This is a genomic window from Vibrio nereis NBRC 15637 (genome assembly GCF_001591105.1).
GTDB classification, from domain to species: Bacteria; Pseudomonadota; Gammaproteobacteria; order Enterobacterales; family Vibrionaceae; genus Vibrio; species Vibrio nereis.
Genome location: NZ_BCUD01000016.1, coordinates 1 through 23,504 on the forward strand (window position 1 = coordinate 1; position 23,504 = coordinate 23,504).

Annotated in this window: 26 protein-coding genes, 1 pseudogene and 1 riboswitch; of the genes and pseudogenes, 8 read left to right on the plus strand and 19 right to left on the minus strand. The window is 44.7% G+C overall.

The genetic code is table 11. From position 1 onward, the window contains the following. Together VNE01S_RS14835 and VNE01S_RS14840 are read left to right on the plus strand one after the other, a co-directional pair. On the plus strand, positions 1-766 hold a 766-nt coding region (locus VNE01S_RS14835), incomplete at its 5' end, for a glycosyltransferase family 4 protein (RefSeq protein ID WP_061781652.1). Beyond that, positions 759-1,343, plus strand: coding sequence for a YrbL family protein (locus tag VNE01S_RS14840; protein WP_053396305.1), 585 nt, complete (start codon positions 759-761; stop codon positions 1,341-1,343). The genes VNE01S_RS14835 and VNE01S_RS14840, both read left to right, overlap by 8 nt. Here VNE01S_RS14840 and VNE01S_RS14845 read toward each other — a convergent pair. Genes VNE01S_RS14845 through VNE01S_RS14855 form a run of 3 tightly spaced genes read right to left on the minus strand, consistent with a single transcriptional unit; the run spans position 1,340 to position 4,037 of the window. Next, complete coding sequence (locus VNE01S_RS14845; protein WP_053396304.1) at positions 1,340-2,038, minus strand: 3-deoxy-D-manno-octulosonic acid kinase; 699 nt, start codon at positions 2,036-2,038, stop codon at positions 1,340-1,342. The genes VNE01S_RS14840 and VNE01S_RS14845 overlap by 4 nt on opposite strands. Then, a complete protein-coding gene (locus VNE01S_RS14850; protein ID WP_053396303.1) occupies positions 2,035-3,099 on the minus strand; it encodes a glycosyltransferase family 9 protein in 1,065 nt (354 codons plus the stop codon). Before VNE01S_RS14850 ends, VNE01S_RS14845 begins: the two co-directional genes overlap by 4 nt. Before the next feature lie 17 nt (positions 3,100-3,116). Continuing rightward, on the minus strand, positions 3,117-4,037 hold the full coding sequence (locus VNE01S_RS14855; RefSeq protein WP_156309892.1) for a glycosyl transferase family 90: 921 nt from the start codon (positions 4,035-4,037) through the stop codon (positions 3,117-3,119). A gap of 149 nt (positions 4,038-4,186) precedes the next feature. Between VNE01S_RS14855 and coaD the strand changes: the two genes are divergently transcribed. Together coaD and VNE01S_RS14865 are read left to right on the plus strand one after the other, a co-directional pair. Further along, positions 4,187-4,675 (plus strand): pantetheine-phosphate adenylyltransferase, encoded by a 489-nt coding sequence (gene coaD / locus VNE01S_RS14860; protein WP_053396302.1) that lies wholly within the window; start codon positions 4,187-4,189, stop codon positions 4,673-4,675. Between the two features lie 87 nt (positions 4,676-4,762). Further along, the gene (locus VNE01S_RS14865) at positions 4,763-5,743 is read left to right on the plus strand and encodes a glycosyltransferase (protein WP_053396301.1); all 981 of its coding nucleotides are present in this window, start codon (positions 4,763-4,765) and stop codon (positions 5,741-5,743) included. Positions 5,744-5,874: 131 nt separating this feature from the next. Here VNE01S_RS14865 and VNE01S_RS14870 read toward each other — a convergent pair whose 3' ends face one another. The 8 genes and pseudogenes from VNE01S_RS14870 to VNE01S_RS14905 form a co-directional block, all read right to left on the minus strand. Next, positions 5,875-7,779: an acyltransferase family protein gene (locus tag VNE01S_RS14870; RefSeq protein WP_053396300.1), complete on the minus strand. Its 1,905-nt coding sequence runs from the start codon at positions 7,777-7,779 to the stop codon at positions 5,875-5,877. A gap of 76 nt (positions 7,780-7,855) precedes the next feature. Further along, a pseudogene (locus VNE01S_RS14875) lies at positions 7,856-8,146 on the minus strand (transposase); the annotation flags it as partial. Positions 8,147-8,350: 204 nt separating this feature from the next. Further along, positions 8,351-9,157, minus strand: coding sequence for a bifunctional DNA-formamidopyrimidine glycosylase/DNA-(apurinic or apyrimidinic site) lyase (gene mutM / locus VNE01S_RS14880; RefSeq protein WP_053396299.1), 807 nt, complete (start codon positions 9,155-9,157; stop codon positions 8,351-8,353). Positions 9,158-9,177: 20 nt separating this feature from the next. Beyond that, the gene (locus VNE01S_RS14885; RefSeq protein ID WP_053396298.1) at positions 9,178-9,660 is read right to left on the minus strand and encodes a hypothetical protein; all 483 of its coding nucleotides are present in this window, start codon (positions 9,658-9,660) and stop codon (positions 9,178-9,180) included. Positions 9,661-9,806: 146 nt separating this feature from the next. Beyond that, positions 9,807-9,977 carry a 50S ribosomal protein L33 gene (gene rpmG, locus VNE01S_RS14890; RefSeq protein ID WP_004410866.1) on the minus strand — a complete coding sequence of 57 codons (171 nt, stop codon included), beginning with the start codon at positions 9,975-9,977 and terminating at the stop codon, positions 9,807-9,809. Positions 9,978-9,990: 13 nt separating this feature from the next. Beyond that, positions 9,991-10,227: a 50S ribosomal protein L28 gene (gene rpmB / locus VNE01S_RS14895; RefSeq protein WP_004410867.1), complete on the minus strand. Its 237-nt coding sequence runs from the start codon at positions 10,225-10,227 to the stop codon at positions 9,991-9,993. Positions 10,228-10,503: 276 nt separating this feature from the next. Next, positions 10,504-11,178, minus strand: a complete 675-nt coding sequence (radC, locus tag VNE01S_RS14900) for a RadC family protein (RefSeq protein ID WP_053396297.1) — start codon at positions 11,176-11,178, stop codon at positions 10,504-10,506. Between the two features lie 113 nt (positions 11,179-11,291). Then, positions 11,292-12,959, minus strand: coding sequence for a methyl-accepting chemotaxis protein (locus VNE01S_RS14905; RefSeq protein WP_053396296.1), 1,668 nt, complete (start codon positions 12,957-12,959; stop codon positions 11,292-11,294). A gap of 208 nt (positions 12,960-13,167) precedes the next feature. On the opposite strand from VNE01S_RS14905, the gene coaBC reads away from it, so the two are divergent. The 3 genes from coaBC (at position 13,168) to VNE01S_RS14920 (ending at position 16,031) form a co-directional block, all read left to right on the plus strand. Next, positions 13,168-14,373 (plus strand): bifunctional phosphopantothenoylcysteine decarboxylase/phosphopantothenate--cysteine ligase CoaBC, encoded by a 1,206-nt coding sequence (coaBC, locus tag VNE01S_RS14910; protein ID WP_053396295.1) that lies wholly within the window; start codon positions 13,168-13,170, stop codon positions 14,371-14,373. Between the two features lie 110 nt (positions 14,374-14,483). Beyond that, on the plus strand, positions 14,484-15,074 hold the full coding sequence (slmA, locus tag VNE01S_RS14915; protein ID WP_053396294.1) for a nucleoid occlusion factor SlmA: 591 nt from the start codon (positions 14,484-14,486) through the stop codon (positions 15,072-15,074). Positions 15,075-15,080: 6 nt separating this feature from the next. Next, the gene (locus VNE01S_RS14920) at positions 15,081-16,031 is read left to right on the plus strand and encodes a Kdo(2)-lipid IV(A) acyltransferase (RefSeq protein WP_053396293.1); all 951 of its coding nucleotides are present in this window, start codon (positions 15,081-15,083) and stop codon (positions 16,029-16,031) included. A gap of 62 nt (positions 16,032-16,093) precedes the next feature. Here VNE01S_RS14920 and pyrE read toward each other — a convergent pair whose 3' ends face one another. Together pyrE and rph are read right to left on the minus strand one after the other, a co-directional pair. After that, complete coding sequence (gene pyrE / locus VNE01S_RS14925; RefSeq protein ID WP_053396292.1) at positions 16,094-16,735, minus strand: orotate phosphoribosyltransferase; 642 nt, start codon at positions 16,733-16,735, stop codon at positions 16,094-16,096. Positions 16,736-16,822: 87 nt separating this feature from the next. Continuing rightward, positions 16,823-17,539 (minus strand): ribonuclease PH, encoded by a 717-nt coding sequence (rph, locus tag VNE01S_RS14930; RefSeq protein WP_053396291.1) that lies wholly within the window; start codon positions 17,537-17,539, stop codon positions 16,823-16,825. 168 nt (positions 17,540-17,707) lie between these two features. Between rph and VNE01S_RS14935 the strand changes: the two genes are divergently transcribed. Then, entirely contained in the window at positions 17,708-18,574 is an 867-nt protein-coding gene (locus VNE01S_RS14935) for a YicC/YloC family endoribonuclease (protein ID WP_053396290.1), read from the plus strand. A gap of 37 nt (positions 18,575-18,611) precedes the next feature. Here VNE01S_RS14935 and VNE01S_RS14940 read toward each other — a convergent pair whose 3' ends face one another. The 6 genes from VNE01S_RS14940 to VNE01S_RS19725 form a co-directional block, all read right to left on the minus strand. Beyond that, positions 18,612-19,037 carry a phosphate-starvation-inducible protein PsiE gene (locus tag VNE01S_RS14940; RefSeq protein ID WP_053396289.1) on the minus strand — a complete coding sequence of 142 codons (426 nt, stop codon included), beginning with the start codon at positions 19,035-19,037 and terminating at the stop codon, positions 18,612-18,614. A 133-nt stretch (positions 19,038-19,170) separates the two neighbouring features. After that, entirely contained in the window at positions 19,171-20,541 is a 1,371-nt protein-coding gene (locus VNE01S_RS14945; protein WP_053396288.1) for an NCS2 family permease, read from the minus strand. Between the two features lie 63 nt (positions 20,542-20,604). Continuing rightward, positions 20,605-20,704: riboswitch (purine riboswitch) on the minus strand. A 100-nt stretch (positions 20,705-20,804) separates the two neighbouring features. Further along, positions 20,805-21,728, minus strand: coding sequence for a TonB family protein (locus VNE01S_RS14950; protein WP_082331708.1), 924 nt, complete (start codon positions 21,726-21,728; stop codon positions 20,805-20,807). Then, positions 21,728-22,159 (minus strand): biopolymer transporter ExbD, encoded by a 432-nt coding sequence (locus VNE01S_RS14955; RefSeq protein ID WP_053396287.1) that lies wholly within the window; start codon positions 22,157-22,159, stop codon positions 21,728-21,730. Before VNE01S_RS14955 ends, VNE01S_RS14950 begins: the two co-directional genes overlap by 1 nt. A 13-nt stretch (positions 22,160-22,172) precedes the next feature. Beyond that, the gene (gene exbB, locus VNE01S_RS14960; RefSeq protein ID WP_169773950.1) at positions 22,173-23,066 is read right to left on the minus strand and encodes a tonB-system energizer ExbB; all 894 of its coding nucleotides are present in this window, start codon (positions 23,064-23,066) and stop codon (positions 22,173-22,175) included. 129 nt (positions 23,067-23,195) lie between these two features. Then, positions 23,196-23,477: a surface lipoprotein assembly modifier gene (locus VNE01S_RS19725; protein ID WP_082331707.1), complete on the minus strand. Its 282-nt coding sequence runs from the start codon at positions 23,475-23,477 to the stop codon at positions 23,196-23,198. Positions 23,478-23,504: the final 27 nt, after the last annotated feature.

Here is a 23,504-nt window from a genome sequence, read left to right on the forward strand (position 1 = left end):
TCGTATTAACCACATCATCGAAAGTAGAGCGATGGCTCCAGGTGCTTATTACCACGTCATCAGCAATTCTCATAAAAGTGCTCTCGAAATCCAAGAGGCTCATAACGTTCCTAGTGACAAAATTACCGTTATTCACAACTTTGTTGATACGAAGCGTTTCGATGCAGAACGAATCCAGCAAGATGCAGCTCAACTAAAACAAAAACTAGGCGTAGATGATGGTAAACCTGTGTTCCTTTTCTTGGGCACTGGCTACGAGCGTAAAGGGCTAAAGCAGGCCCTCACTGCTTACTCTAAGTTGCCGTTTGAGGCGCACCTTTTGGTAGTTGGCCGAGAAACACACGAAGCTGAATACGTAACATTTGCCAAAGAACTTGGCATATCTGAGCGTTGCCAATTCTTAGGCTCAGATAGTCGCCCTGAGCTCTATTTCACCTTAGCAGACTGTTATATTCTTCCAACTCTATATGAACCATTTGGCTTTACCGTTATAGAAGCGCTGGCATGTGGAACCCCAGCAATCACGACCGATAATTGCGGTGCAAAAGAAGTACTTAATCCGCAAGTTGCAACCGTGATTAGTGCTGAAGTAAATCCTGACGAGCTTCTTTCAGCAATGATTAAATGGGCGGATAAAAAACGCACTACCGATGTGAGTATCACTTGCAGAGAGCTTGCATTGACTATGGACGTTGAAGTCGTTCTAGAAAAAAACTACCAACAACTGTTAAAGGTATATGAGATGAAAAAGGTCGACCATGCTTGATTTTCTTAACTGGCCGATCGTAGGTTCTGGTGCAGAGCGAGTATGCTACCGAGACCCTAAAGATCCATTACGCTGTATTAAGGTTAGTAAAAAAGGCCAATCTAAACAGACTCGCCGAGAACTCAAATACTATGAGTATTTAGCCAAACGACAAGTCTCCTATTCTCATATCCCGAAGTTTTATCGTAGAGTCGATGAAGGTGACTATATTGGACTGGAAATGGAATATGTGTGTAACCCCAATGGTGACAGCGCTCCGGATCTACACAAATACCTAAAACGACCATTAACAGAAACTGAAGTCCATCACTTCTATCAAGCACTTACTCAAATAAAACAGTACCTTATCATCAACAATATTGTGCCTTGCGATTTAGTCCTAAGTAACTTTCTAGTGCTAACTCGCCCAGAGGGAATCAAAATTATGATGGTAGATGGTCTGGGAGGCGCTGAATTTATCCCTTTTGCCAATTACATCCCGTACCTAGGCCGCCGAAAGATAGAAAGAAAATGGCAAAAATTTATGGTTGAGCGCATCGAACCGACTATCGAGGGATACAAAGTACAACCGACCTAGCCGCCCGAAAGCAACAGTTTAAATTCATCGGCAGTCCAATGTATCTGCCGTTTTTTTTGTTCTTTTTCGAAAGAGCGCTTTAATCTATCCCAGTTATCTTGCTTCCATGCATCCCCACTTTGCTGATAGCACTTATCAAAGTCAATCAGCCAGACTTGCTCATTATTGTCCAGCAAAATATTGTGAATATTTAAATCGGTATGGTTAACTTGCGCATGATGCATCTTTCTGATCTCATCTCCGATTTTACGATAAACTGCCGCATCCAGCGGTCGCTCTTCTAGTATTGAAACCAAATCACGGGCATTGGGTACTTTTTCACTCAGCAAATCAGCCCGATAACTAATACCTGACTTTATCGCTCGAGCAGCAATAGGTCTAGGAACCCTAATGCCTTGCTCTCGCATCAACGCTAACAGGTGCCACTCTTGGAAACAGCGAGTCTTTCTCCAGCCATGAAATAGGTAGCGATCAGAAATCAGCTTACCAAACAAACCTCCACGCCGATAATGGCGTAAAGCAGCTTGTAAAGCATCTAATTGAATAAACCAAGTTGTACCTCTCCCCTGAGCACTACCCACTACCTTCTTTTGCTGCTGCCAATAATTAATATCAAAGGCATAATCAGCCTCATTTGGGGAAAGTAACTTTTCATCAAACCAAATCATCTGGTTTTTCTTTTGTATGGTTTTCATTGATTATCCTTAAGAAGCTTCAATTCAACCAACAATTTGTCCACCTGCCTAAGGACCATTTCCACCGTTATATCAGCCATCAAATGGTCACCCTTCGCGCGAGTCCCCCACGCTAGATCAGCAATAGGCTTTCCTTGCTGAGCCTCTACATGCTTCTCATAGACACTAACCACTTCATCCTGGGCTAGATATGGCCCTGTGCGCTGAGGGTTACTATGGGCATATAGACCAACCACCGACGTCCCCTGTGTCGTCGCAAGATGAACTGGCCCAGAGTCTGGAGCAATCACTATATCAGCCTGTTTAATCACCGCGGTCAGTTGCTTAAGGTTCGTTTTACCTACCAAATTAACAACAGGTGAGGCACATAATCTTTGGATTTTATCTGCAATTTCAACCTCACGAAGAGCTGGAGAGCCGCAAAGTACTACCTGAATACCCTTTTCCTCGACATACTGAGCTACTTGCGCATAACGCTCTATTAACCAATTGCGCGAATCCTTACTCGCAGCAGGGGATATCACCAACGTAGGTTTATCCGCTAGAGCTTTCAGAGCAAACAGTTCATCCTCTTTTGAAACTGGAATATCCCACTCAGGTGAAACAAAAGGGACTCCAATATAGCGAGCAAACTCAGCCATATTGTCCAGGACATGCAGCGCATCAGTATTTGGTAAATGCTTGTTCGTAAATAACCATTGACCTTCTCGAGTACGATTTTTACCAAAGCCGACTTTGTATCTCGCTCGAATTCCCCAAGAAAGAACACTTGCGCGCAACGCTGCTTGCATCTGAAGTAGAGCATCAAACTTCTTTGCAGACAGTTGGCGCCATATTTGAAGCATACCTTTAAGCCCTTGTCGTTTATCGAAAACAACAACTTCAACCCCAGGCAGATCGCCAATTAACTGCGCTTCAATCTTACCTGTAACCCATGTTATGTGTGTTCTAGGCCAGTGCTTTTGAATTGCCTGAACAACAGATATCGCATGGCAAACATCCCCTATCGCAGATAAGCGCAAAATACAGAGTGACTCGGGCGCCTTGGAAAACAATGGCATGATTAACCTCTCGATATTCATTTCTGTTGACATATAGAAAAGTATTTTTCTAGTGTCTTAATACTTACCCAGTCTTCTCGTTTAGAATCCAGAAACTGTGCAACATGCCGATGCGCATTATCGAGTATTTTTTCCGCTTCTTCTGGGTTATCTAAGTAATAACGAATCTTTTCTTCAAAGTCAGACCAGTCATCTTCGACTTGAATAAAGTGAACGCCAGGCTCAAGGGCCCCTTCCATAAACCAAGTTTCAAAACGCATTTTAGGGGTGACTACAATTGAATTTGAAGACATAGCCCATTTTAGGTTTGATGCTACATCGTTTCCTTCAAGGCAAATAAGAAACTTATATTGAAGCTGCTCATCAACTGTCATAAACGGCTGCCGCCATTCTGGGTGCTCTTCAGATGAATTTGACTGGCCAGCATCAACCAGGGAGTGACCAAACATCGATTTCATAAAGCGAATACGATGCTTCTGAGTAACACGTCCACGAAAAACAGCCATATCTTTCTTTGCGTGGAAAGGGGTCTCATCTTTTATAAAACGAAAGTGGCGCATTTTATCGAGTTTGAATAAAACTGAGTTTTGGTTATCACCTTGTGTTGGGCGGGCTTTGTAAATAGTTGGACAAGACTCAACGGCGACTTGGTCGCCAAAGTAGTAGCAAAACTTAAAGTGTTTGGGGAAGTAGTAAAGGTACTGTTTCAAGTCATAGTAATAGGCACTTTTGTCCCTTAGCTTATAATTACTCGCACGACTCTCCGCTGTATCATTTAACTTTTGGGGTAGGTCAAGTTTACAGTAATAGTCTACACGACGCTGAATCGCTTCTGACTCATCGCTAAATTGTGCTTCTAACTGTTTCTTATATCGTTCAAAAAGGTATGATGGAACAAGATTAAGTAGCAAATTATTTACGTAGTAGAGTAGCTTCATCGTTACTTTGCCTAAACATGGTGACATTAATTCCTGAATGCCTAGTTTAACGCGTTTATTCAATTAATGTGTATTCTTTCACATTTCACTGTTTATGATATCTTTAGAACACTCAACTTTTCCAAACATCATAACCTTACGAGCGATATATGTCCCCAAAAAACCAAACTCGTGTTATCTATCCTGGCACTTTTGATCCTGTGACTAATGGTCATCTAGATATCATCCAGCGAGCCGCAATGATGTTTGATGAGATAGTGATTGGCGTAGCGGCTAGTCCTAGCAAAAACACATTATTTACCCTTGAAGAGCGTGTAGAGCTTCTCGAGAAGTCTGTTATGCACTTTGATAACGTATCGGTTAGTGGCTTTAAGGGACTGTTGGTTGACTTTGCAAAAAAAAACAATGCCAATATTCTCGTTCGCGGCCTTCGCACTACGGTAGACTTTGAATACGAATTTGGGTTAACTAGTATGTACCGTAAACTACTACCTGGTTTAGAAAGCGTATTTCTAACTCCATCGGAAGAGTTCACCTTTCTTTCATCCACAATCGTTCGCGAGGTCGCAATCCACGGTGGTGACATCTCAGACTTCGTTCCAACTGTGGTAACCAAAGCTCTCCAAAACAAAATATAACCTTACCGACACAATTATTTTGTCTAACACTTTAAAACCTCAATACCAAGCTATAATAGCGACCAAATAACACCAAAGGCAATTTAAATGAACATATTGATGGTCTACAAAGGCGAACTACCTCCTGTAACATATGGAGGAACTGAGCGGGTAATCTGGAGCCTGACAAAAGGCTTAGCTCAGTTAAACCACAATGTGTACTTACTTAGCACAACACCTGTAAAATGTTCATGGGCAAAAACAATTCCTTTTGATGGGCAAAAACCCTTAGATGATCAGATTCCTGACTTCATTGATATTGTGCATTTTCACACTGGAGGAAAAACCGAGAGTAAGCCCTATGTCCTAACTCGCCATGGCAATCGCAGCGTAAATCAACAAAACGACCCTAATTCCATCTTTGTCTCGCACAAACATGCGCTAAACCACGGTTGCGAAGCATTTGTTCACAATGGCCTAGATTGGAGTGATTATCGCCTACCTAACTTAGAGCCTAAAAAGCGCCTAAACCGCTATCACTTTTTGGGCAAAGCTGCGTGGCGCGTAAAAAACGTACAAGGAGCTATTGATATTACCAAGAAGGCAAAAGTCAAACTGGATGTTCTTGGCGGCTTTCGCCTCAACTTCAAGATGGGCTTTCGCCTCACATTAGATCGACATGTTAAGTTCCATGGCATGGTCGACAATGACCACAAATGTGATGTCCTAGAGCGCTCCAGCGGCCTTATTTTTCCAGTAACATGGGAAGAACCATTTGGTCTAGCAATTACTGAAAGCCTCTTTATGGGGTGTCCTGTATTTGGTACGACATACGGTTCATTGGCAGAGATCATTTATTCCGACGAATTCGGTTTCCTTGCCAATCAAGAGTCGGAATTAGTTCAAGCCGTTAAAGAGAATCAAGTTAATCCGCAACACTGTCATGAATATGCACGTGATACTTTTGATCATATAACTATGGCAAAAGGTTACCTTGCAATGTATGAGAAGGTTATCGCTGGCCAAGTATTGAATAAATTCAATGCCCAGCCGTTAGAGAAGAAAAAAGGACTAATCTATTATAGATAAGTAGATTTGGGCATTTATTTCTTAGCAATATATTTGTTAAGCACCTTATACATTTTTTCCAAATACTTTTGGCTGTGGTAACTCTTGATGCTGGAGAAAAAGAGTAGCGTATCCTGACTCGGAGCTTCTTTCTAAAGGGTACTAGATTTACTCTTCTCTAGCTTCTTGGAGTACTGCTCTAGCAGCAACTCACCTACCTGCTTGGCACCAAGCAATGATAGGTGGTCATCATCTCGATATAGCGGTATAGCATCACGAATAGCGTAACAACTGACGTTGTCACAAAATATCTCTCTAATATCAACAAAATGAACATTAGAGTATTTAGAACTAATTGCTCTTAATCTCTCAAAAGAGTACATATTTCTTCTTATTTGATAATTAATTTCATTAGCAAATAGGTTGTCTAAGTTGATACCTTTTATATAAGCTTGACCGATCAATGAATAGATATCCTGACCCATTTCTGGAACACCTGATATTAGCCATATATTTTTTCCACTACGAGAAATTTCAGATATAGCAGTCTCTACATCAGTAAAAAAGTCATCTCTATGTTGTTCACTATAGTGATTAGGTAAATTAGGGTAATCCAATTCATTTTCCCCAAACAATCCAACGTTGTATCTATTTATCATAACAACATTTTTAACGTCAGAGTTTTCACCAATTAAATCAATAGCTTTCAAACGCCAATCTGCGCATTCTTTTTTATATAGTTTATTATATAGTTTATTATCAGGATTAGTAATTATAGGGCATCCTGACCGAGAGTATTCAATCACTCCATCGCCAGATTCTTGCAATAGCTCCCCTAGCGAATAAGCCAACTCATATGAGTGACTATCGCCAAAAACCACCCATGATGGGTTACTGGAGAACAGCTTGCATGCATCCTCAACCTCTCTTTTTCCACACTCTTTTCGAGGTGTTTCACTGATATTTGAGTATATATTTCTTATTTCTTCTGACATCGTCCATCGTTCCGGCATACCATCGGTTCGAACATATGACGAGAATAGGTAGACAAATAGCAAGGCAATGAGTACATATAAGCTGTTATTTTTAACCTGGCCAATTGGTTCAATAAATTGGTAACTCAAGGCACCTAGGGTAACAGATAATAAAATACCAATAAGAATCCAGTAATCACTCATATTAAAATAGCTTAACCCAACTACAATCGGCCAATGCCACAAATAAATTGAGTATGAGTATAATCCCAATCTTCTGGTAACTTTAGATTTAGATAGTGCACCCTGTGAGTTTGACAATATAACAAGTAAAGCACCAAAAACAGGGATTAATGTCAACAAACTAGGCCAAAGATAGGATTCATCAATAAAAATGGAGGAAGTGATGATCAATACCCACCCTAAAGTCCCGAATCTCTTACTTACTTTACTCTGAAAAAAGTAACCAAATGAGCCTAGCAGCAACTCCCAAGCTCTAGAAGTTAATTGATAATAAACAGAATTGGGATCTGAATATCCTAAGTATAGGCACCACACAAAGCTAATTACCGTTAATGCTGTAATTATCTCTCTTAACCTTCCACCTAGTTTTAATTTTGATATAGATAATAATAAAAGTGGATAAATTAAATAAAATTGCCATTCAACAGATAGCGACCAGGTGTGTAAAAACCATTTACTTTTTGCTTCTTGATCAAAGTATCCAGATTCTTTTTCATAAGTATAGTTAGATATAAACGTCACACTATCTCTAGCATGTTTTCCTAACATTTCATAGTCTTTAGGCAACAAGATAAAAAAACCTAGTAATAGAATCACTCCACACATAAATACTAAAGCAGGAATAATACGGTTAACCCGAGAGGCATAAAATTGCTTCAAGCTGAATTGTTGATTTTCAATACCTTTCATAATAATACTGGTCATTAAAAACCCAGAAATTACAAAAAAAACATCAACTCCAATAAAACCACCTTTTAGCAAACTCGGAGTAAAGTGGAATAAAACAACAACTAGAACGGAAATTGCTCTCAGAGCATTTATATCTTGTCTAAATTTCATGATGGTTTAAAAGCATACAATAAGATGAATGGGAGGGGTAGCCCATATGAATTGTGGAGTATTTTACTATACCCGATTAACTTGAAGATGCAGGTTTCAATAACTGAAAACTACCTGTAGTTCTAGGCATCAGTGAATCTGTAATCTCAGGTAACGTTGAATCGAAAAATGCTTTAATGGCAGATATAAATTTTATCTTCGAGGAAAAGTAAACATTATTCTGAACATGCTCATTCATTACTTTCCGCAGTCGCTCTATTGGATTTAAGTTTGGACTGTATAGCGGTAAGTAGTGAAACTCGATATTGAGTACTTTCGCTGCAGTTATCACTAGTTCTGTTCGGTGATAAGCCGCACCATCCAACATGCTCTGACTCCAGCCTTCAGAAGCGAGTAAGACGACTTTGATTCGATCGCGCACCCGACCGTCACTATCTGAATCGTGCATTTGTTCGAGTTGCAGTTTCTGTTGGGGAGTCAGTGTTATTTTCATGGTGCGTAGCATGATCCTGATTTCGTCGGAAATAAAGCATCTTCAATGATCACAGGGCTAGAGTAATTGTATCACTGTTTAATCCTGACAACTTTTACAAAAAAACGTACTCCTCTGCCCTATCTTCTGCTCTGAAATCGGCACTTCACAGCTTGGACAAGGCTCACCCGCTTTGCCATACACTTGCAATTTCTGAGCAAAATAGCCCGGTTTTCCATCGGCTTGGGCAAAGTCTTTGAGGGTTGTCCCACCTTGCTTGATTGCAGTTTCAAGTACTTGCTTAATCTCACTGACAAGTAATTCCCACTCTTTACGACTTATTTTACCTGCTGGGCGTGTTGGGTTAATTCTGGCACTAAATAAAGACTCATTGGCGTAGATGTTCCCTACCCCGACCACCACTTTGTTATCCATAATGAACTGCTTCACTACGACACGCTTACCTTTTGCTTTCTCCGCAATGTAGTCTGCATTAAATTCATCAGTCAAAGGCTCTGGCCCCATTGTTCCGAGCGCAGTATGATTACCATCTTCAGTCCACAACCATGCGCCAAAGCGTCTCGGATCGTTGTAACGCAAAACCTTGCCATTGGTGAGTTTTAGATCCACGTGATCATGTTTGGCTGGCGTTATTTCAGCATCCAGCACTCTAAGTGAGCCAGACATACCAAGGTGGACAATCGCAGTACCAATATCGGTTTCAATCAGCAAGTATTTGGCCCGGCGAGAAATATTTCGAATCACCTGACCTTCCATCTGTTTTAGCTCTTGAGGGATATCCCAACGCAATTTGGGAGTACGAAAAGTCAGTTTGGCTATGGTTTCACCAATCAAATGTGGTGAAATTCCCATACGACTGACTTCAACTTCCGGTAATTCTGGCATGACAAGATCCTGTGATGTTGCTATTCAGGCATAAGATAACGAGGTTCAACAGAGATTGCTATCCACTTATCTTGCCAATTCTTCAATAGCCAAAACTGTGGCGTTTGGTAAACAGTAATCCTCTGTGGCTCTTCTTGATCAACATACCACACTTCAATAGTTTCAGGAGAATCTAGCTGAGGCCTCAAACTGTCAAAACTTTGTTGATTGACTTCAGTACCCACCAGTTTTTGCCAACGCTTTACAAGTTCAGACTCTGGAATCGCGCTAGGGGTAGAGCTTCGCCAGCGACCTTGGGTATTTTCTAACGACCAATTAGCAAAGTGCAACGCTTTAAGTTCTTGAGCTGGATTGAGTAGATAAGGATACTCACTCACAACTACTGGTTCATCGATAAGATAGGTTTTAATTAGCGTTGGCAGATTAAGCAGGCCAATAAAGGCAATAATGCCTAAGATCAGAATGTTGTTCCAGCGCCTGCGACGAGCAGGTGACACGCGCATATCACTTCCTTAGCAGACGCTATCGCTGCTTAAGTATTTGAATTAGATATACAGAGTATAAATTGCAGGCAATAAAAAACCCAACTATATCGCTATAGCTGGGTTTCTAATTCACTCTTCCAAAAGGAAGTTCAAAGAAGAATCAATTACTTGATCTTAGCTTCTTTGTACATAACGTGCTGGCGAACTACTGGATCAAACTTTTTGATCTCAAATTTGCCTGGCATGTTACGCTTGTTCTTATCAGTTGTGTAGAAGTGGCCAGTACCTGCAGAAGATACTAGACGGATTTTCTCACGAACGCCTTTCTTTGCCATTGTCTATTTCCTCTTAAACGTTTTCGCCGTTTGCACGGATATCAACAAGAACAGCATCAATGCCCTTCTTATCGATGATGCGCATACCTTTAGCAGATAGGCGTAGTTTAACAAAACGTTTTTCGCTCTCTACCCAGAAACGATGAGTTTGTAGGTTCGGCAGAAAACGACGCTTAGTAGCATTGCGTGCGTGTGAACGGTTGTTACCCGTTACTGGACGCTTACCAGTTACTTGGCATACTCGTGACATGAATGTCTTCTCCAAAATCGTTTCAGCTCGATATCAACCTTGGTGGCCGAACCTCTCTAGTTCTCTAAGAAGAATGTCGAGGTCTTATACCGCTATGGAAACCCATACAAGGCTATCAAAGGTCGCGCATTATACTAACTTGATTAGCATTGCTCAAGACCCGAACAGATCCTTTTTACAGGTTTTCGTGATCTTTTTTAGGCAGAGCTGATAATAGTTCAAAAAATGTCGGGGGATTGTATCAGAAAACCAGCAACTCACAACCAGTAATATGATTTATATCCATCCCCTTTCTGCAAATGAAATAACTTCACCGTCGCCCACCACAAAATGGTCCAGTATTCTGATATCGACAAGTGCTAATGCATCCGTGATTCTACGCGTGATTCTTCGGTCTGCCTGGCTTGGCTCAGCAACGCCTGACGGGTGATTGTGAGCCAGTATTAGCGCCGCTGCATTATGCTCTAGAGCCCGCTTAATCACCTCTCTGGGATAAACAGAGGCGGCGTCGATGGTGCCTTGAAACAGAGCCTCACCGCAGATCACGCGATGTTGGTTGTCGAGGAAAAGCACAAAAAACTCTTCTCTCTGCTTATCTCGTAAAAGACCAGAGAGGTAAAGCTTGGTTTGTTGAGGGCTGGTGAGAGCCTCGCCACGCTTAAGAGTTTCTGACAAATACCGCTGGGTCATTTCCAGTACAGCTTGTAGCTGAACATACTTGGCTTGCCCAAGCCCTTTGTGACAGCAAAAATCTTCTTGCGATGAGGAAAACAGTGAGCGTAACGATCCAAAATGGCTCAGCAAGTGACTCGAAAGCTCAAGAACATTCATTCCCTGAGTTCCGGTTCTTAGGAAAATCGCCAGTAACTCTGCATCTGTGAGCGATTGAGGACCGTGACTCAAAAGCTTCTCTCTAGGCATGGATTCAGAGGGAAAACGCTTCAGGCTCATTTGTGGTTCCAAATTGAGGAAGGGAAATGTATGAACCCAAATAAAAACGAAGGCCGCAAGTGGCCTTCGTCGTTTATCGGTTGAGATCAACCGAATATGAAAGAGTAGTGTCGTTAAAGTTTGAAGTTTCCGACCAAATTCCCCATATCCTGACCCGATGCAGACAGCTGAGAGCTAATCGTTTGTGAGCTTTGTAAGTTATCGCTCAGCTCGTTGACGATCTGTTGAATCGACACGAGGTTTTGGTTGATATCTTCGGCAACCGCACTTTGCTGCTCAGCGGCCGACGCTGTCTGTATGCCCATATCATGAATAGAGCTCACCGCATGCTGAATACCCGATAATGACGCTTTAATATGCTCTGATTCATTCACCGTCTTCTCGCCACGCTCTTGGCTGGCATTCATGGTGGTTACCGCACGAGCGACGCCAGACTGTAGCTGTTTGAGCATATCACTGATCTCATGGGTACTATTTTGTGTGCGACTGGCTAGCGTGCGAACTTCATCCGCCACGACAGCAAACCCTCTACCTTGTTCACCGGCACGCGCGGCCTCTATCGCCGCATTCAGTGCCAATAGGTTGGTTTGCTCAGCAATTTCACCGATGACCTCAAGCACTTTGGTAATTTGATTGGTGTGCTCGCTAAGCTCTTGAATCGCGTCTGAAGTTAAGTTGACTTCTCCAACGAGTTTACCGATACCTTCTATTGCTTGAGATACCTCAACCTGCGCCTCATCAATCTGGCGGTTCGCCGTTTCTATCGCCTGCGCGGTTGAATTGGTGTTATTCGCCACTTCACGCGCTGTGGCACTCATTTCAGTCACAGCGGTTACCACTTTGTCCGTTTCCAAACAGTGGTTTTGCATCATGCTGCTCGAATTCGACGTTTGATCATCGAGATCGTGCGCGGCATTTTGTACCGTTTGCGCCGATTGACGTATCTCGCTAATTAAAGGGTGCAGCTTATCCATAAACTGGTTAAAGGCTCGGGCTACGTCTCCCACTTCGTCTTGAGTTTCAACTTTCAAGCGCGCTGTCAGATCACCGCCGCCAGCAGCGACATCTTCCAATGAGGCCGCTATATGCTGCAGAGGCAACGTCGCGCGTGACACCAAAACGCTGACGATAATGGCGGTTAGCGTCAATACACCTAAAGACAGTCCGGTGGCAAATATTGCTTGCTCGTGCATAGACTCAACTCGTCCAGCTTCATAGTGCGCCACTTGGATATCGATATCATCAATGTAAATCCCCGTGCCAAGCACCCAGTCCCACTTAGACAGATACTCTGCGTAGCCCAACTTTGGCGCCTGCGCATTTATCGTCGGCTTATGCCAAGAGAAGTGAAGAAAACCATCGCCGGATTTTGACGCATCGATCAAACCTGCGATCACCGCGACCCCATTCTCATCTTTCAAACCATACAGGTTCTTCCCTTCTAGCTGCGGTTTAATCGCATGCAGCGTATTGATGCCTTGTGAGTCATAACCAAAAAAATACCCGTCTTCATCAAAGCGCATTGATTTTAAAATAGCTTTCGCCTGCTCTTTATTCTCACCATTCACATCAGCATCATAGAGCGGTTTAATCGCCGTAACGCCCATCATCAAGAATGCTTTTAATTCACTTTTGCGCGTTTCAACCAGTTCTTGCTTGTAAGTGTTTACTTCGTCTTCCAGTGCGCGAAGTCCGCTCCAGTAGTAGACAGAGGTCACCATTGCGGTGATCGCTATCAGTGGGAGCAACGTTAATATCAGGAGTTTAGTACGGCTTCTCATTCTACACCTTGGTATCTTTTGATTGTTATACGGCAATGATGCCGAAGTTCGATAAAATGTCTGTGAGTAATACGGTATTTTTATTAAGTGAAGCGCCTCGCAAACTCGCTTCATACCGCTTATTTGCCTTGTGGTTGATATAGAGCAATTCACTCAAAGAGTTATGGTAAGATTGAGCCAGTTTTGACAAATTGGTATGGATAGCGACATGCAAACACTCGCCGGAAAAAAAATCCTACTCGGGATCAGCGGAGGCATAGCAGCCTATAAATGCGCCGAGCTGACTCGCCGCTTGATTGAACGAGGTGCAGAAGTTCAAGTGGTGATGACCACGGCCGCAAAAGAATTTATCACCCCACTGACGATGCAAGCCGTATCGGGTAGACCCGTTTCAGATAGCTTACTAGACCCCGCAGCAGAAGCCTCCATGGGCCATATCGAGCTAGCAAAATGGGCGGATCTTGTGTTACTTGCGCCCGCGACTGCCGATCTCATCGCACGCATGGCGGCAGGAATGGGCAACGACCTGCTCACCACTCTGGTTCTGGCGACCGATTCACCCGTAGCGGTGTCTCCTGCAATGAATCAGCAAATGTATCGCAACACTGCCACACAAGAAAACATCCAAACCCTAGCGCGTCGCGGGATGAATATTTGGGGGCCAGCGGCTGGCGAACAAGCGTGTGGCGACGTCGGGCCAGGCCGAATGTTAGAGCCAATGCAACTCGTCGAGCACTGCGAACAGTTCTTTGGCGAGAAGCCACTGCAAGGCAAATCCATTGCCATTACTGCGGGTCCAACACGTGAAGCCATCGACCCTGTCCGCTATATTTCCAATCATAGCTCGGGAAAAATGGGCTACGCTCTCGCTCAGGCAGCTAAGCAGCTCGGCGCGGATGTGACCCTAATTTCAGGTCCGGTATCACTTACCACACCGCAAGGCGTAAAAAGCATTAACGTCAGCAGTGCTCAGCAGATGCACGAGGCGGCGATACAAGCAGCACCGAGCAATGATATTTTTATCGCCTGTGCTGCCGTTGCCGATTACCGCCCTCAAAACGTCGCCGAGCAAAAAATCAAAAAGACCGATGATAGCGATCAAATGACCATTACTATGGTGAAAAATCCCGATATCGTTGCCTCGGTTGCCGCGCTAGACACCTCTCGACCATTTACTGTTGGCTTTGCCGCCGAAACGCAAGATGTCGAACATTACGCTCGCACAAAACTGGCTAAAAAGAATCTAGATATGATTTGTGCTAACGATGTCTCGGTTGAAGGACAGGGCTTTAATAGCGACGAAAATGCGATCACCGTATACTGGAAAGATGGTAAGCAATCACTTACTCTTGCCACAAAACAACAAATTGCCACTCAAATTATGGCAACTATTGCCGACAAACTAGAAGCTTAAGGCTTCGTTTACAATCATAACCACGTAAAAGTGGATTGTCAGACTAAGGGTTCGTGGTTGTCCGAACTCTTAGCCTTTTATTTCAGAATGGTACAATGAGGAACGCGTTCATGGCCGGAACAAGAAAAACCAACCGCCGAGATGAAATTTTGCAAGCATTGGCACAAATGCTGGAGTCCACGGAAGGGGCATCGCGTATTACGACTGCAAAACTCGCCAAACAGGTCGGGGTTTCTGAAGCCGCGTTATATCGCCACTTCCCAAGCAAAGCGCGAATGTTTGAAGGACTGATTGAGTTTATCGAAGAGTCTTTAATGTCTCGCATCAACCGTATTCTTGATGAAGAAAAAGACACCTTGACTCGTATTCGTCTTGTATTACAACTGATTTTAGCTTTCTCTGAACGCAATCCGGGGTTAAGTCGTATCCTGTCAGGGCACGCGCTGATGTTTGAAAACGAGCGACTGCGTGAACGCATCAATCAGCTGTTTGAACGGATTGAAACCTCGCTGCGCCAAATTTTAAGAGAGCGTAAGCTACGTGAAGGCAAGGCATTCCCGGTTGATGAAAGCATTCTCGCCGCACAGTTACTCGGTCAGGTCGAAGGCAGTTTAAATCGCTTTGTGCGTTCTGACTTTAAATATCAACCTACCGCGAATTTTGATGAATACTGGGCACTGCTGAGTGCGCAGATTAAGTAAAGAATCATGAGCAAAGATAAATACACACAGCCAGAGTTTTCCTTATCCCTGCTTCATCCTCGCAACTGGGGGGTCTGGCTTGGCTTTGGGCTTTTGGCACTGGTGGTCAACCTACTGCCTTACCGTATCCTGCTGTCACTAGGCCGAAAACTCGGTCAGATCGGTATGCGTTACGGAAAAAAACGCGTTCATGTCGCCAAGCGTAATTTAGAACTCTCTTTTCCAGACAAATCTGAGCAAGACATTCAGTACCTAGTGGAAGAGAATTTTAAAAACACTGGTATGGCGCTGATCGAAACCGGGATAACTTGGTTTTGGCCGACGTGGCGTTTTAAAAAGCTCATTGTCGACAAAAATGTCCAAGCGCTACGTGATAAAGCGGCAGAAGGCAAAGGCGTACTATTGTGTTGCGTGCACGCGTTAAACCTTGAAATCACCGCCAGAGCATTTGCGATCTTAGGTGTGAGTGGCTATGGTGCCTTTCGTCCGCACAACAACCCTGCGTATAACTTTATTCAATACTGGGGACGAACGCACAACGGCAATAAACTGATTGACCGTAAAGACGTGAAGCAGATGATTCGCGTCCTGCGCAGTGGTGAGCGTTTGTTCTATTTGCCCGATCATGACTACGGTCGCAATAAATCGGTTTTCGTGCCGTTTTTCGCCATTGAAGACGCATGTACCACCACGGGAACCAGTATTTTAGCCTACACATCCAAGTGCGCGATCATTCCAGGCTCTGGCTTTAGAAACAGTGACGGCAAGTATGAGATCATCGCAGACAAGTGTATTGAAGCAGATTACCCGCAAAAAGATGAGAAAGCGGCTGCCGCTTACATGAACAAGTATGTAGAAGAACTGATCTTGCGCGCGCCTGAGCAATGGATGTGGCTGCACAAACGCTACAAAACCATGCAAGATGAAACAGCCGAAAAAGGCATTCGCTACAAATAATTGAACTATAAAAAATGGGCGCCTGCATCGACGCCCATTTTTTACAAACTCAATAAAGCGAATTAGATACCATACTCAGCTCGGTACGCTTTTACCGCCGCAAGATGCTCATCTGCGTCGCCTTTTTCTTCCAAATAAGTGACCAAATCACCCAGGCTAACGATAGAAATCACTGCACAACCAAAGTCACGCTCGACTTCCTGAATCGCAGACAATTCGCCTTTACCCTTCTCTTGACGGTCAATGGCAACCAAAACGCCAGCCAAATCCGCGCCATTCGCTTTGATGATTTCCATCGATTCACGAATCGCTGTACCCGCGGTGATCACATCATCCACTAGCATAATGCGGCCTTCGAGTGGGCTACCAACCAAGTTGCCACCTTCACCATGATCTTTGGCTTCTTTACGGTTAAAGCAGTAAGGCGTGTCGATATCATGGTGATCGGCCAGCGCGACTGCGGTGGTCGTTGCGATAGGAATACCTTTGTAGGCAGGGCCAAATAGCACGTCAAACTCAATACCAGAGTCCGCCAGCGCTGCCGCGTAAAAACGACCTAAGCGTGCCAAGTCACGGCCAGTATTGAAAAGACCAGCGTTAAAGAAATAAGGACTTTTACGACCTGACTTTAAAGTAAACTCACCAAATTTCAGTACTTTCTTTTCTAGTGCAAACTCAATAAATTCACGCTGGTATGCTTTCATTACTTTCTCTCTAAATTAAGGTTCACTCTCAATGCCTTTTATAAAGGCAAAAAAATAGCTTCCGTGTGAGGGAAGCTATCATAACAATTAATTTTCTAACGCCGTTTTCTGCGCTTCAACGATATCCGCGATGCCTTTCTTCGCGACAGCTAACAAATCCATCAGCTCATCATGTGTAAACGGTTCGCCTTCCGCTGTGCCCTGAATTTCAATCATACGGCCGTCTTCGGTCATCACGACATTCATATCGGTATCGGCTGCTGAGTCTTCAACATACTCTAGGTCACACAGAATATCGTCACCCAAAATACCCACTGAAACAGCGGCAACGTGGCCTTTCATTGGGTTCGCTTTCAGCTTGCCATTCTCAACGAGATATTGGAATGCGTCCGCCATAGCAACGCTGGCACCTGAAATCGACGCAGTGCGTGTACCACCGTCGGCTTGAATAACATCACAGTCTACTGTGACCATAACCTCACCCATCGCTTCGAGATCAACAACGGCACGAAGGCTACGTGCGATCAAGCGTTGGATTTCCATTGTGCGGCCACCCTGCTTACCACTTGCCGCTTCACGGCGCATACGCGAATGCGTTGAACGTGGCAGCATGCCGTACTCAGCAGTTACCCAGCCTTTACCTTGACCTTTTAGCCAACGTGGCACATTTTCTTCAACGGTTGCGTTACAAAGAACTTTGGTATTACCGAACTCAACCAGCACAGAGCCTTCAGCATAAGCAGTATAGTTACGAGTAATTTTTATTGGGCGAATTTGATCCGCCTGGCGGTCGTTTGGACGCATGGGCATCTACCTTATTGTTCTATCTAGTGATAGGGGGAGACGAATTTGGTTGGAGCAGGAGTATAACGGAGTTTGTAAAACAAAGCTATGCGCATTACTTTCTAAGAGAGGCTTTGTGCTACTATGCCCTAGCGTTATTTTCAAAGCTTAATAAATAGGAAAATTCGAATGATTTATAGTATGACAGCCTACGCTCGCAAAGAAATCAAAGGCGACTGGGGCAGTGCCATTTGGGAAATTCGCTCGGTAAACCAGCGTTATCTAGAAAACTACTTCCGCCTACCAGAGCAATTTCGCGGTCTAGAGCCGGTTCTGCGTGACCGTTTCCGTAAAAAACTGGCACGCGGCAAAGTAGAGTGTGCGCTGCGATTTGAAGCCAACCCAGCAGCAAAAGGCGAGCTGACCATCAATGAAACGTTAGCGGGCCAAGTGATTAAAGCCGCTGAACAAGTGATGCACATGACAGGTGAGCTTAGCCGTATTAACCCTTTCCAAGTGATGCAATGGCCAGGTGTGATGGAAACACCAGAGCAAGATATGGATACGGTCAATAAAGAATTGCTGGCGGGTTTCGACGAAGCGTTAAGTGAATTTATCGAAGCACGTGGTCGCGAAGGCGAAAACATGAAAGCGCTGATCGAACAGCGTTTAACAGCGATTTCAGATGAAGTGGCCAAAGTACGCGCGCGTATGCCTGAAATTCTAGAGTGGCAACGTGAGCGTCTATTCACTAAGTTTGAAGAAGCCAAAGTAGAACTAGACCCATCGCGCGTAGAACAAGAACTGATCCTTCTGGCGCAAAAATCTGATGTTGCGGAAGAACTCGACCGCCTAGATTCTCATGTGAAAGAGACCACCAGCATCTTGAAAAAAGGTGGGGCAGTTGGTCGCCGTTTAGACTTTATGATGCAAGAGTTCAATCGTGAGTCGAACACACTCGCTTCAAAATCGATCAGCACGGACATCACCGCGTCAGGCGTGGAACTCAAAGTTCTAATCGAGCAGATGCGCGAGCAGATCCAAAACATCGAGTAATATAAATACGAAGCCCTGCAAATGCAGGGCTTCGTATTTATTCATCTTTCTCTTGCGTCTTTCTGTCCACATACGGCCAATAATGATGACCAGCGCGAATCAGAAGTGTCGCCGCCGCTAAGATAAAAGCAGCAGTAGACAGCCATACGACTAAAACTGCATCCAACTCTTTCATCCCTAATGTGATGTAACGCGCAATCGCCATCATCGCAATGTATATAGGATATCGAACCGGAATCTTACCATTCACCACAAATTGCTGAACCATCGCCAGCACTTCCAGGTAGATAAACATCAGCAGAATATCGGTTAGCAATACTCTCTTCTGCTCATACATATGGATGAACTCTTCCACCATGGCAAATACCGTAGCCAAAGTGATAGCAACCAGAAGCAAAGCCTCCAATACATGAAAGATTTTTAGAAATGGACGACTAAATGATGGAGGTAACTGAGAGGGCATTCCTTGTTCCACAATCGATATGATATGAACGAAAGATAGTAGCATGGCTTTAGTCAGAAAAAATGGCTCTGCCGAAACAGAGCCACCGAATTCATTTAAAGATTGATGAAGTTGGCAATATAGCTTGAGATGTTTACAGCAGTATCAAGTAACTGAGGAACAATGCACACAGAACAAAAATAACTGGGTGTACTTCTTTACCCTTACCCGCAACAACCATTGAAAACGCGTAACTGATAAAGCCCATCGCCATGCCATTGGCCGGAGAGAAACTCAATACGGTAAACATAATGGTGAAGAACGCGGCAATGCGAGACTCTTTTTGCTCCCACTGAATATCACCCAAGCGACCAATCATATAGATACCGACCACGACCATTGCTGGTGCTACCATTGCAGCAGAGAAAATCGAGAACAGTGGATATAAGAATAGCGAGACCAAGAACAAGCCAGCAACGACCACGGCCGCCAGACCGGTTTTTGCTCCTTGAGAAGACGCGATACCGGACTCCGAAAATGCAGTGATGGACGTTGTTCCCAACACTGAACCAATCACCGTACCACCCGCATCTGCAACCAATGCTGAACGCGCGTTTGGCACTTTGCCATCTTTGTCGATGATGCCTGCATCGCGCCCTACGCCAACTATCGTGCTTAAACCATCAAAGAAATCGACAATCAGAAAGATAATCACGATAAAAAGCAGATCAAACAGCTTATCTGCGGTCAAACCAGAAAAGTTAAATACCGCTGCAAAACTGCCAGAAAGGCTCGGGGGTGCGGTAATAATTTGCTCTGGGATCGGCGCGTTATTGGTGCCTAAGAACACATCGGCCAACGCGGTCAGTAAAATAGCAGAAACAAACGAAATGAAAGTTGCCAGCTTGATGTCGCGGATCATGCAGCCCAGCGCAACGAAGATACTGATGTAAGCAATGATCACCTGTGGGTCAGCGATATTGCCCATACTGACCAAGATGATCGGATTGGAAACAATAATGCCTGCATTCTTTAGTCCTAAAAACGCAATAAATAGACCCAGTGAGACGGTAATGGCGAGTTTAAGGTCTTCAGGTATCGACTCGATCATCGCTTTGCGAATATTCGTCATCGATAAAATCAGATACAACACACCCGACAAGAAAATACCAAACAGCGCTTCGTGCCACACCAAGGCTACCGAGCCACTTAACAGCATCCCTTTAAAGAAGCCATTCATGCTCATGCCTGGTGCAAGCATGACTGGGTAGTTACCCCAGATACCCATAATAAGCGTCGCGGCCGCAGCAGCCAGAGCCGTCGCGGTAAATACTGCACCTTTATCCATACCCGGAATACTGCCTAATATGGCGGGGTTCACAGCAAGGATATAGCTCATCGCAAGGAAGGTAATAAAGCCAGCGTACAGCTCGGTGCCGATCGTCGTCTTGCGCTCGGATAGTTTAAACACAGATTCAAGAATGCCAGAGTTGCTCTGGGCTTTAAGGGTGGTGTCGAGACTCACAGCGAAACCTTTATAGTGGGTAAATAACAACGTGAACAAATGCTGTGAGTGCGAAAATAGAGCTAGGCTACACCGAAAAACTGTAGTCACCAAGATAGGCTCGGTGGTAGAGACTTCTAGTCCAAATCACTAGAGATATACAGCATTTAATCGTTTGCGCGGATTGTAAGGATCCTGAGTGAAATCTCAATGATTTTGTGTACATTTAGCAAACGTTTGCTTTAAAAGTAAGATAACGTCGAATTCCAACTAAGAACAACGCGTCACCGCACGTAGAAACGTACTGGTACCGTCCATGTTAAAGTAGCTCCCGTCACTTCATCGGGCGGCGTAGGCAGAGGCATTGCCCTGAACACCAAATCTAATGCTTCTTTATCTAAGGCCTCCGTCCCACTGCTAAGCACCAACTTCGCCCCGAGAACTTGTCCCGAGCGATCCATGGTGAAAGAAATCAGCGGTGATCCCTGCTGGCGCAGTCTTTTCGCTCTTCTTGGGTAGCGTTTGTGTTGTTCAAGGTGCACGACCAATTGCTGTTTCCAACTCAATTTGAGCTGTTGTACATGCTGACTCAAAGCGCCTGATACCCCCTGAACCTGCTCTCGCTTGTTGATATCAAGCTGAGGAGCACTGGTTTCAACCTGCGCTGCAGAATTGAGCTGATTGGACGCGTCGGTAGTTTGCTTTTGCGTCTCTACCTTCTGCTTTTTTTTGCTAGCCTTACTTGTGTCTGTCACTGCCTGATTTGTTTTCCGTGGTGTCGGTTTAACAGCTGCGATTTCAGACGAATGAGAAGATTTAGCGGCCGTTACCAAAGGTCGTTCCAATTGTGGCTTATTAGATATCGGTTGCTCAGAACTAGGGGCTTCAGAGGTTGGATGAAACGTATCAGGATGAGCAACAGACGCAACCAAATCCACGGCCTCTTTTTGTTCAGGACCAATATTAGTTATCGGCTTTTCTGCGCGCGGCGCGGCTAATGGGGCTGCAAAAGCAACACTGACAGGAATGGCGGCAGGAGGCTGCACCACCTCAGACATGGGCTGATACAAGTAATGAGCCGCAAGGCTAAAGTGGAGCAATACACTGAGCACCACCCCGGGTAACAACCAAACTCTCAGTCGGTCACTTTGTAGTGTTGTTTGATGCACCGCGATGTTTTGTAGCGTGTGATTTTGACCGTCGCGCATCATGTTCCTACTTGTTCAGGCTGTTCCAGTCCCACCAAAGCAATTTGCCTGTACCCTGATGCCACTAGGCTATTCATTACCTTCATCAAACTTTGATAGTCCAACGTTTTATCAGCGCGCAGATAAATACGTTGCTCTGTATCGGGTAATATTTGCGGTAAAGATTGCGGCAACTGTTCGAGCGAGATGGTTTTCTCTTCGCCCAGAGTCAAAGTAAGGTCGGTACTCACGGTTAAATAGAAAGGTGAATTAGGCTGAGGTGTCGGCTTGGCTGATGATGTGGGCAAATCAACTGGCACATTCACCGTCGCAAGTGGGGCCGCCACCATGACAATAATCAGTAGTACGAGCATGACATCAACAAAAGGGGTGATATTGATGTCATGATTCACAACCAGATCGTCCTGCTGTGAAGACACTTTAAATCCCATTACTTCTCTCCAGTCAGGCTGCCAATCTTTTTTCCGTGATGGTGAGCGACTCTCGATCAAGGTCTCGACTGACTAACACCATTAACGCCGCAGAGATATCGGTCGTCAGTGCGCGATACTGACTCACTCCACGGGTAAAGTGGTTATACAGTACTACAGCAGGAATAGCGGCAACCAAACCAATCGCGGTGGCAAGCAAGGCTTCGGCAATTCCAGGCGCCACAACCGCCAAAGTGGTACTTTGCGAGTTCGCAATCCCCACAAAAGCATTCATAATGCCCCATACTGTGCCAAAAAGACCAACAAAAGGCCCGACGGAGCCCACCGTAGCCAATACTCCTGTACCACCCGCCATGTTGCGGCTTAAACCCGCTTGAACTCTTTCTAACCTGAGCTGCAGGCGCTCTTTCAAACCGTCATCACGCTCTGCCCGTGCGGACAATTCCAACTCCTGCTGCGTGGCCGCGATCAATCCAATACCGGCACCTTTGGCATTATCACAACGCAGTTTCCCTTCAACTAGAGTTTCTGAATCCAACAGTTCTCCAAGAATATATCGTGCTCGACGACTAGCAACAGCAAGCTGAATCTGTTTGGCAATACCAATCGCCCAGGTGATACCCGAGGCAGCTAGCAACAGTACCATAACGGCTTTCACCACCCAGTCAGCCGCCAGGTACATTCCATAAGGGGATAAATCGTGTTGCTCAGATAGTGCCACCGTATCTTGCGGCGAAAGCTTACTCGCAGCTGGCATCACAACTTGTTGGAGTTCAGCTGTTTCTCGCTCGCTCGTCATCTGTGGCATTGCGGTAGAAAGATCCGCTGCTGACGTAGTTTCAGCCCAACTAGTAGGAGCAACGGGAAGAATCAAAAAAATCAGTAGTAATTTGGATAAGCATTGCATGGTTTTGCTCGCATTCGGTTTATTTTTGCGTCCGTGCCTCACCAAACACGTGCGCCTCTACCAGTAACACCGAACCAAAACGTCAAACCCGTAAAACTTTTTTCACTTCACTGAGATTACCACGCCCTATCAGAACCTTTTTTCTAACTTTATCCCGTACTGGTTCTGCCTATAACTATACGCCCAAGCAACGTTGCTATCGGTATAATTGGCTTTTACTTCGATTAAAGGCCGAATACCTAACGCTATCTCAGGTAATGTCACCATCAAGGTATAACTTTGTTCCCGATCCTCTCGTTGCTCTCCCAACATAGCATTGTAATCGCCATACAACCGCTGCCGCTGTGATGCAAACAGAGTAAGCTCCGTTCCGAAAGAGGGGAGCCTTTTGTTGTTCCTTAATTCGGCGATAAGTTGTCTTCAGCTACTTAGAGGACG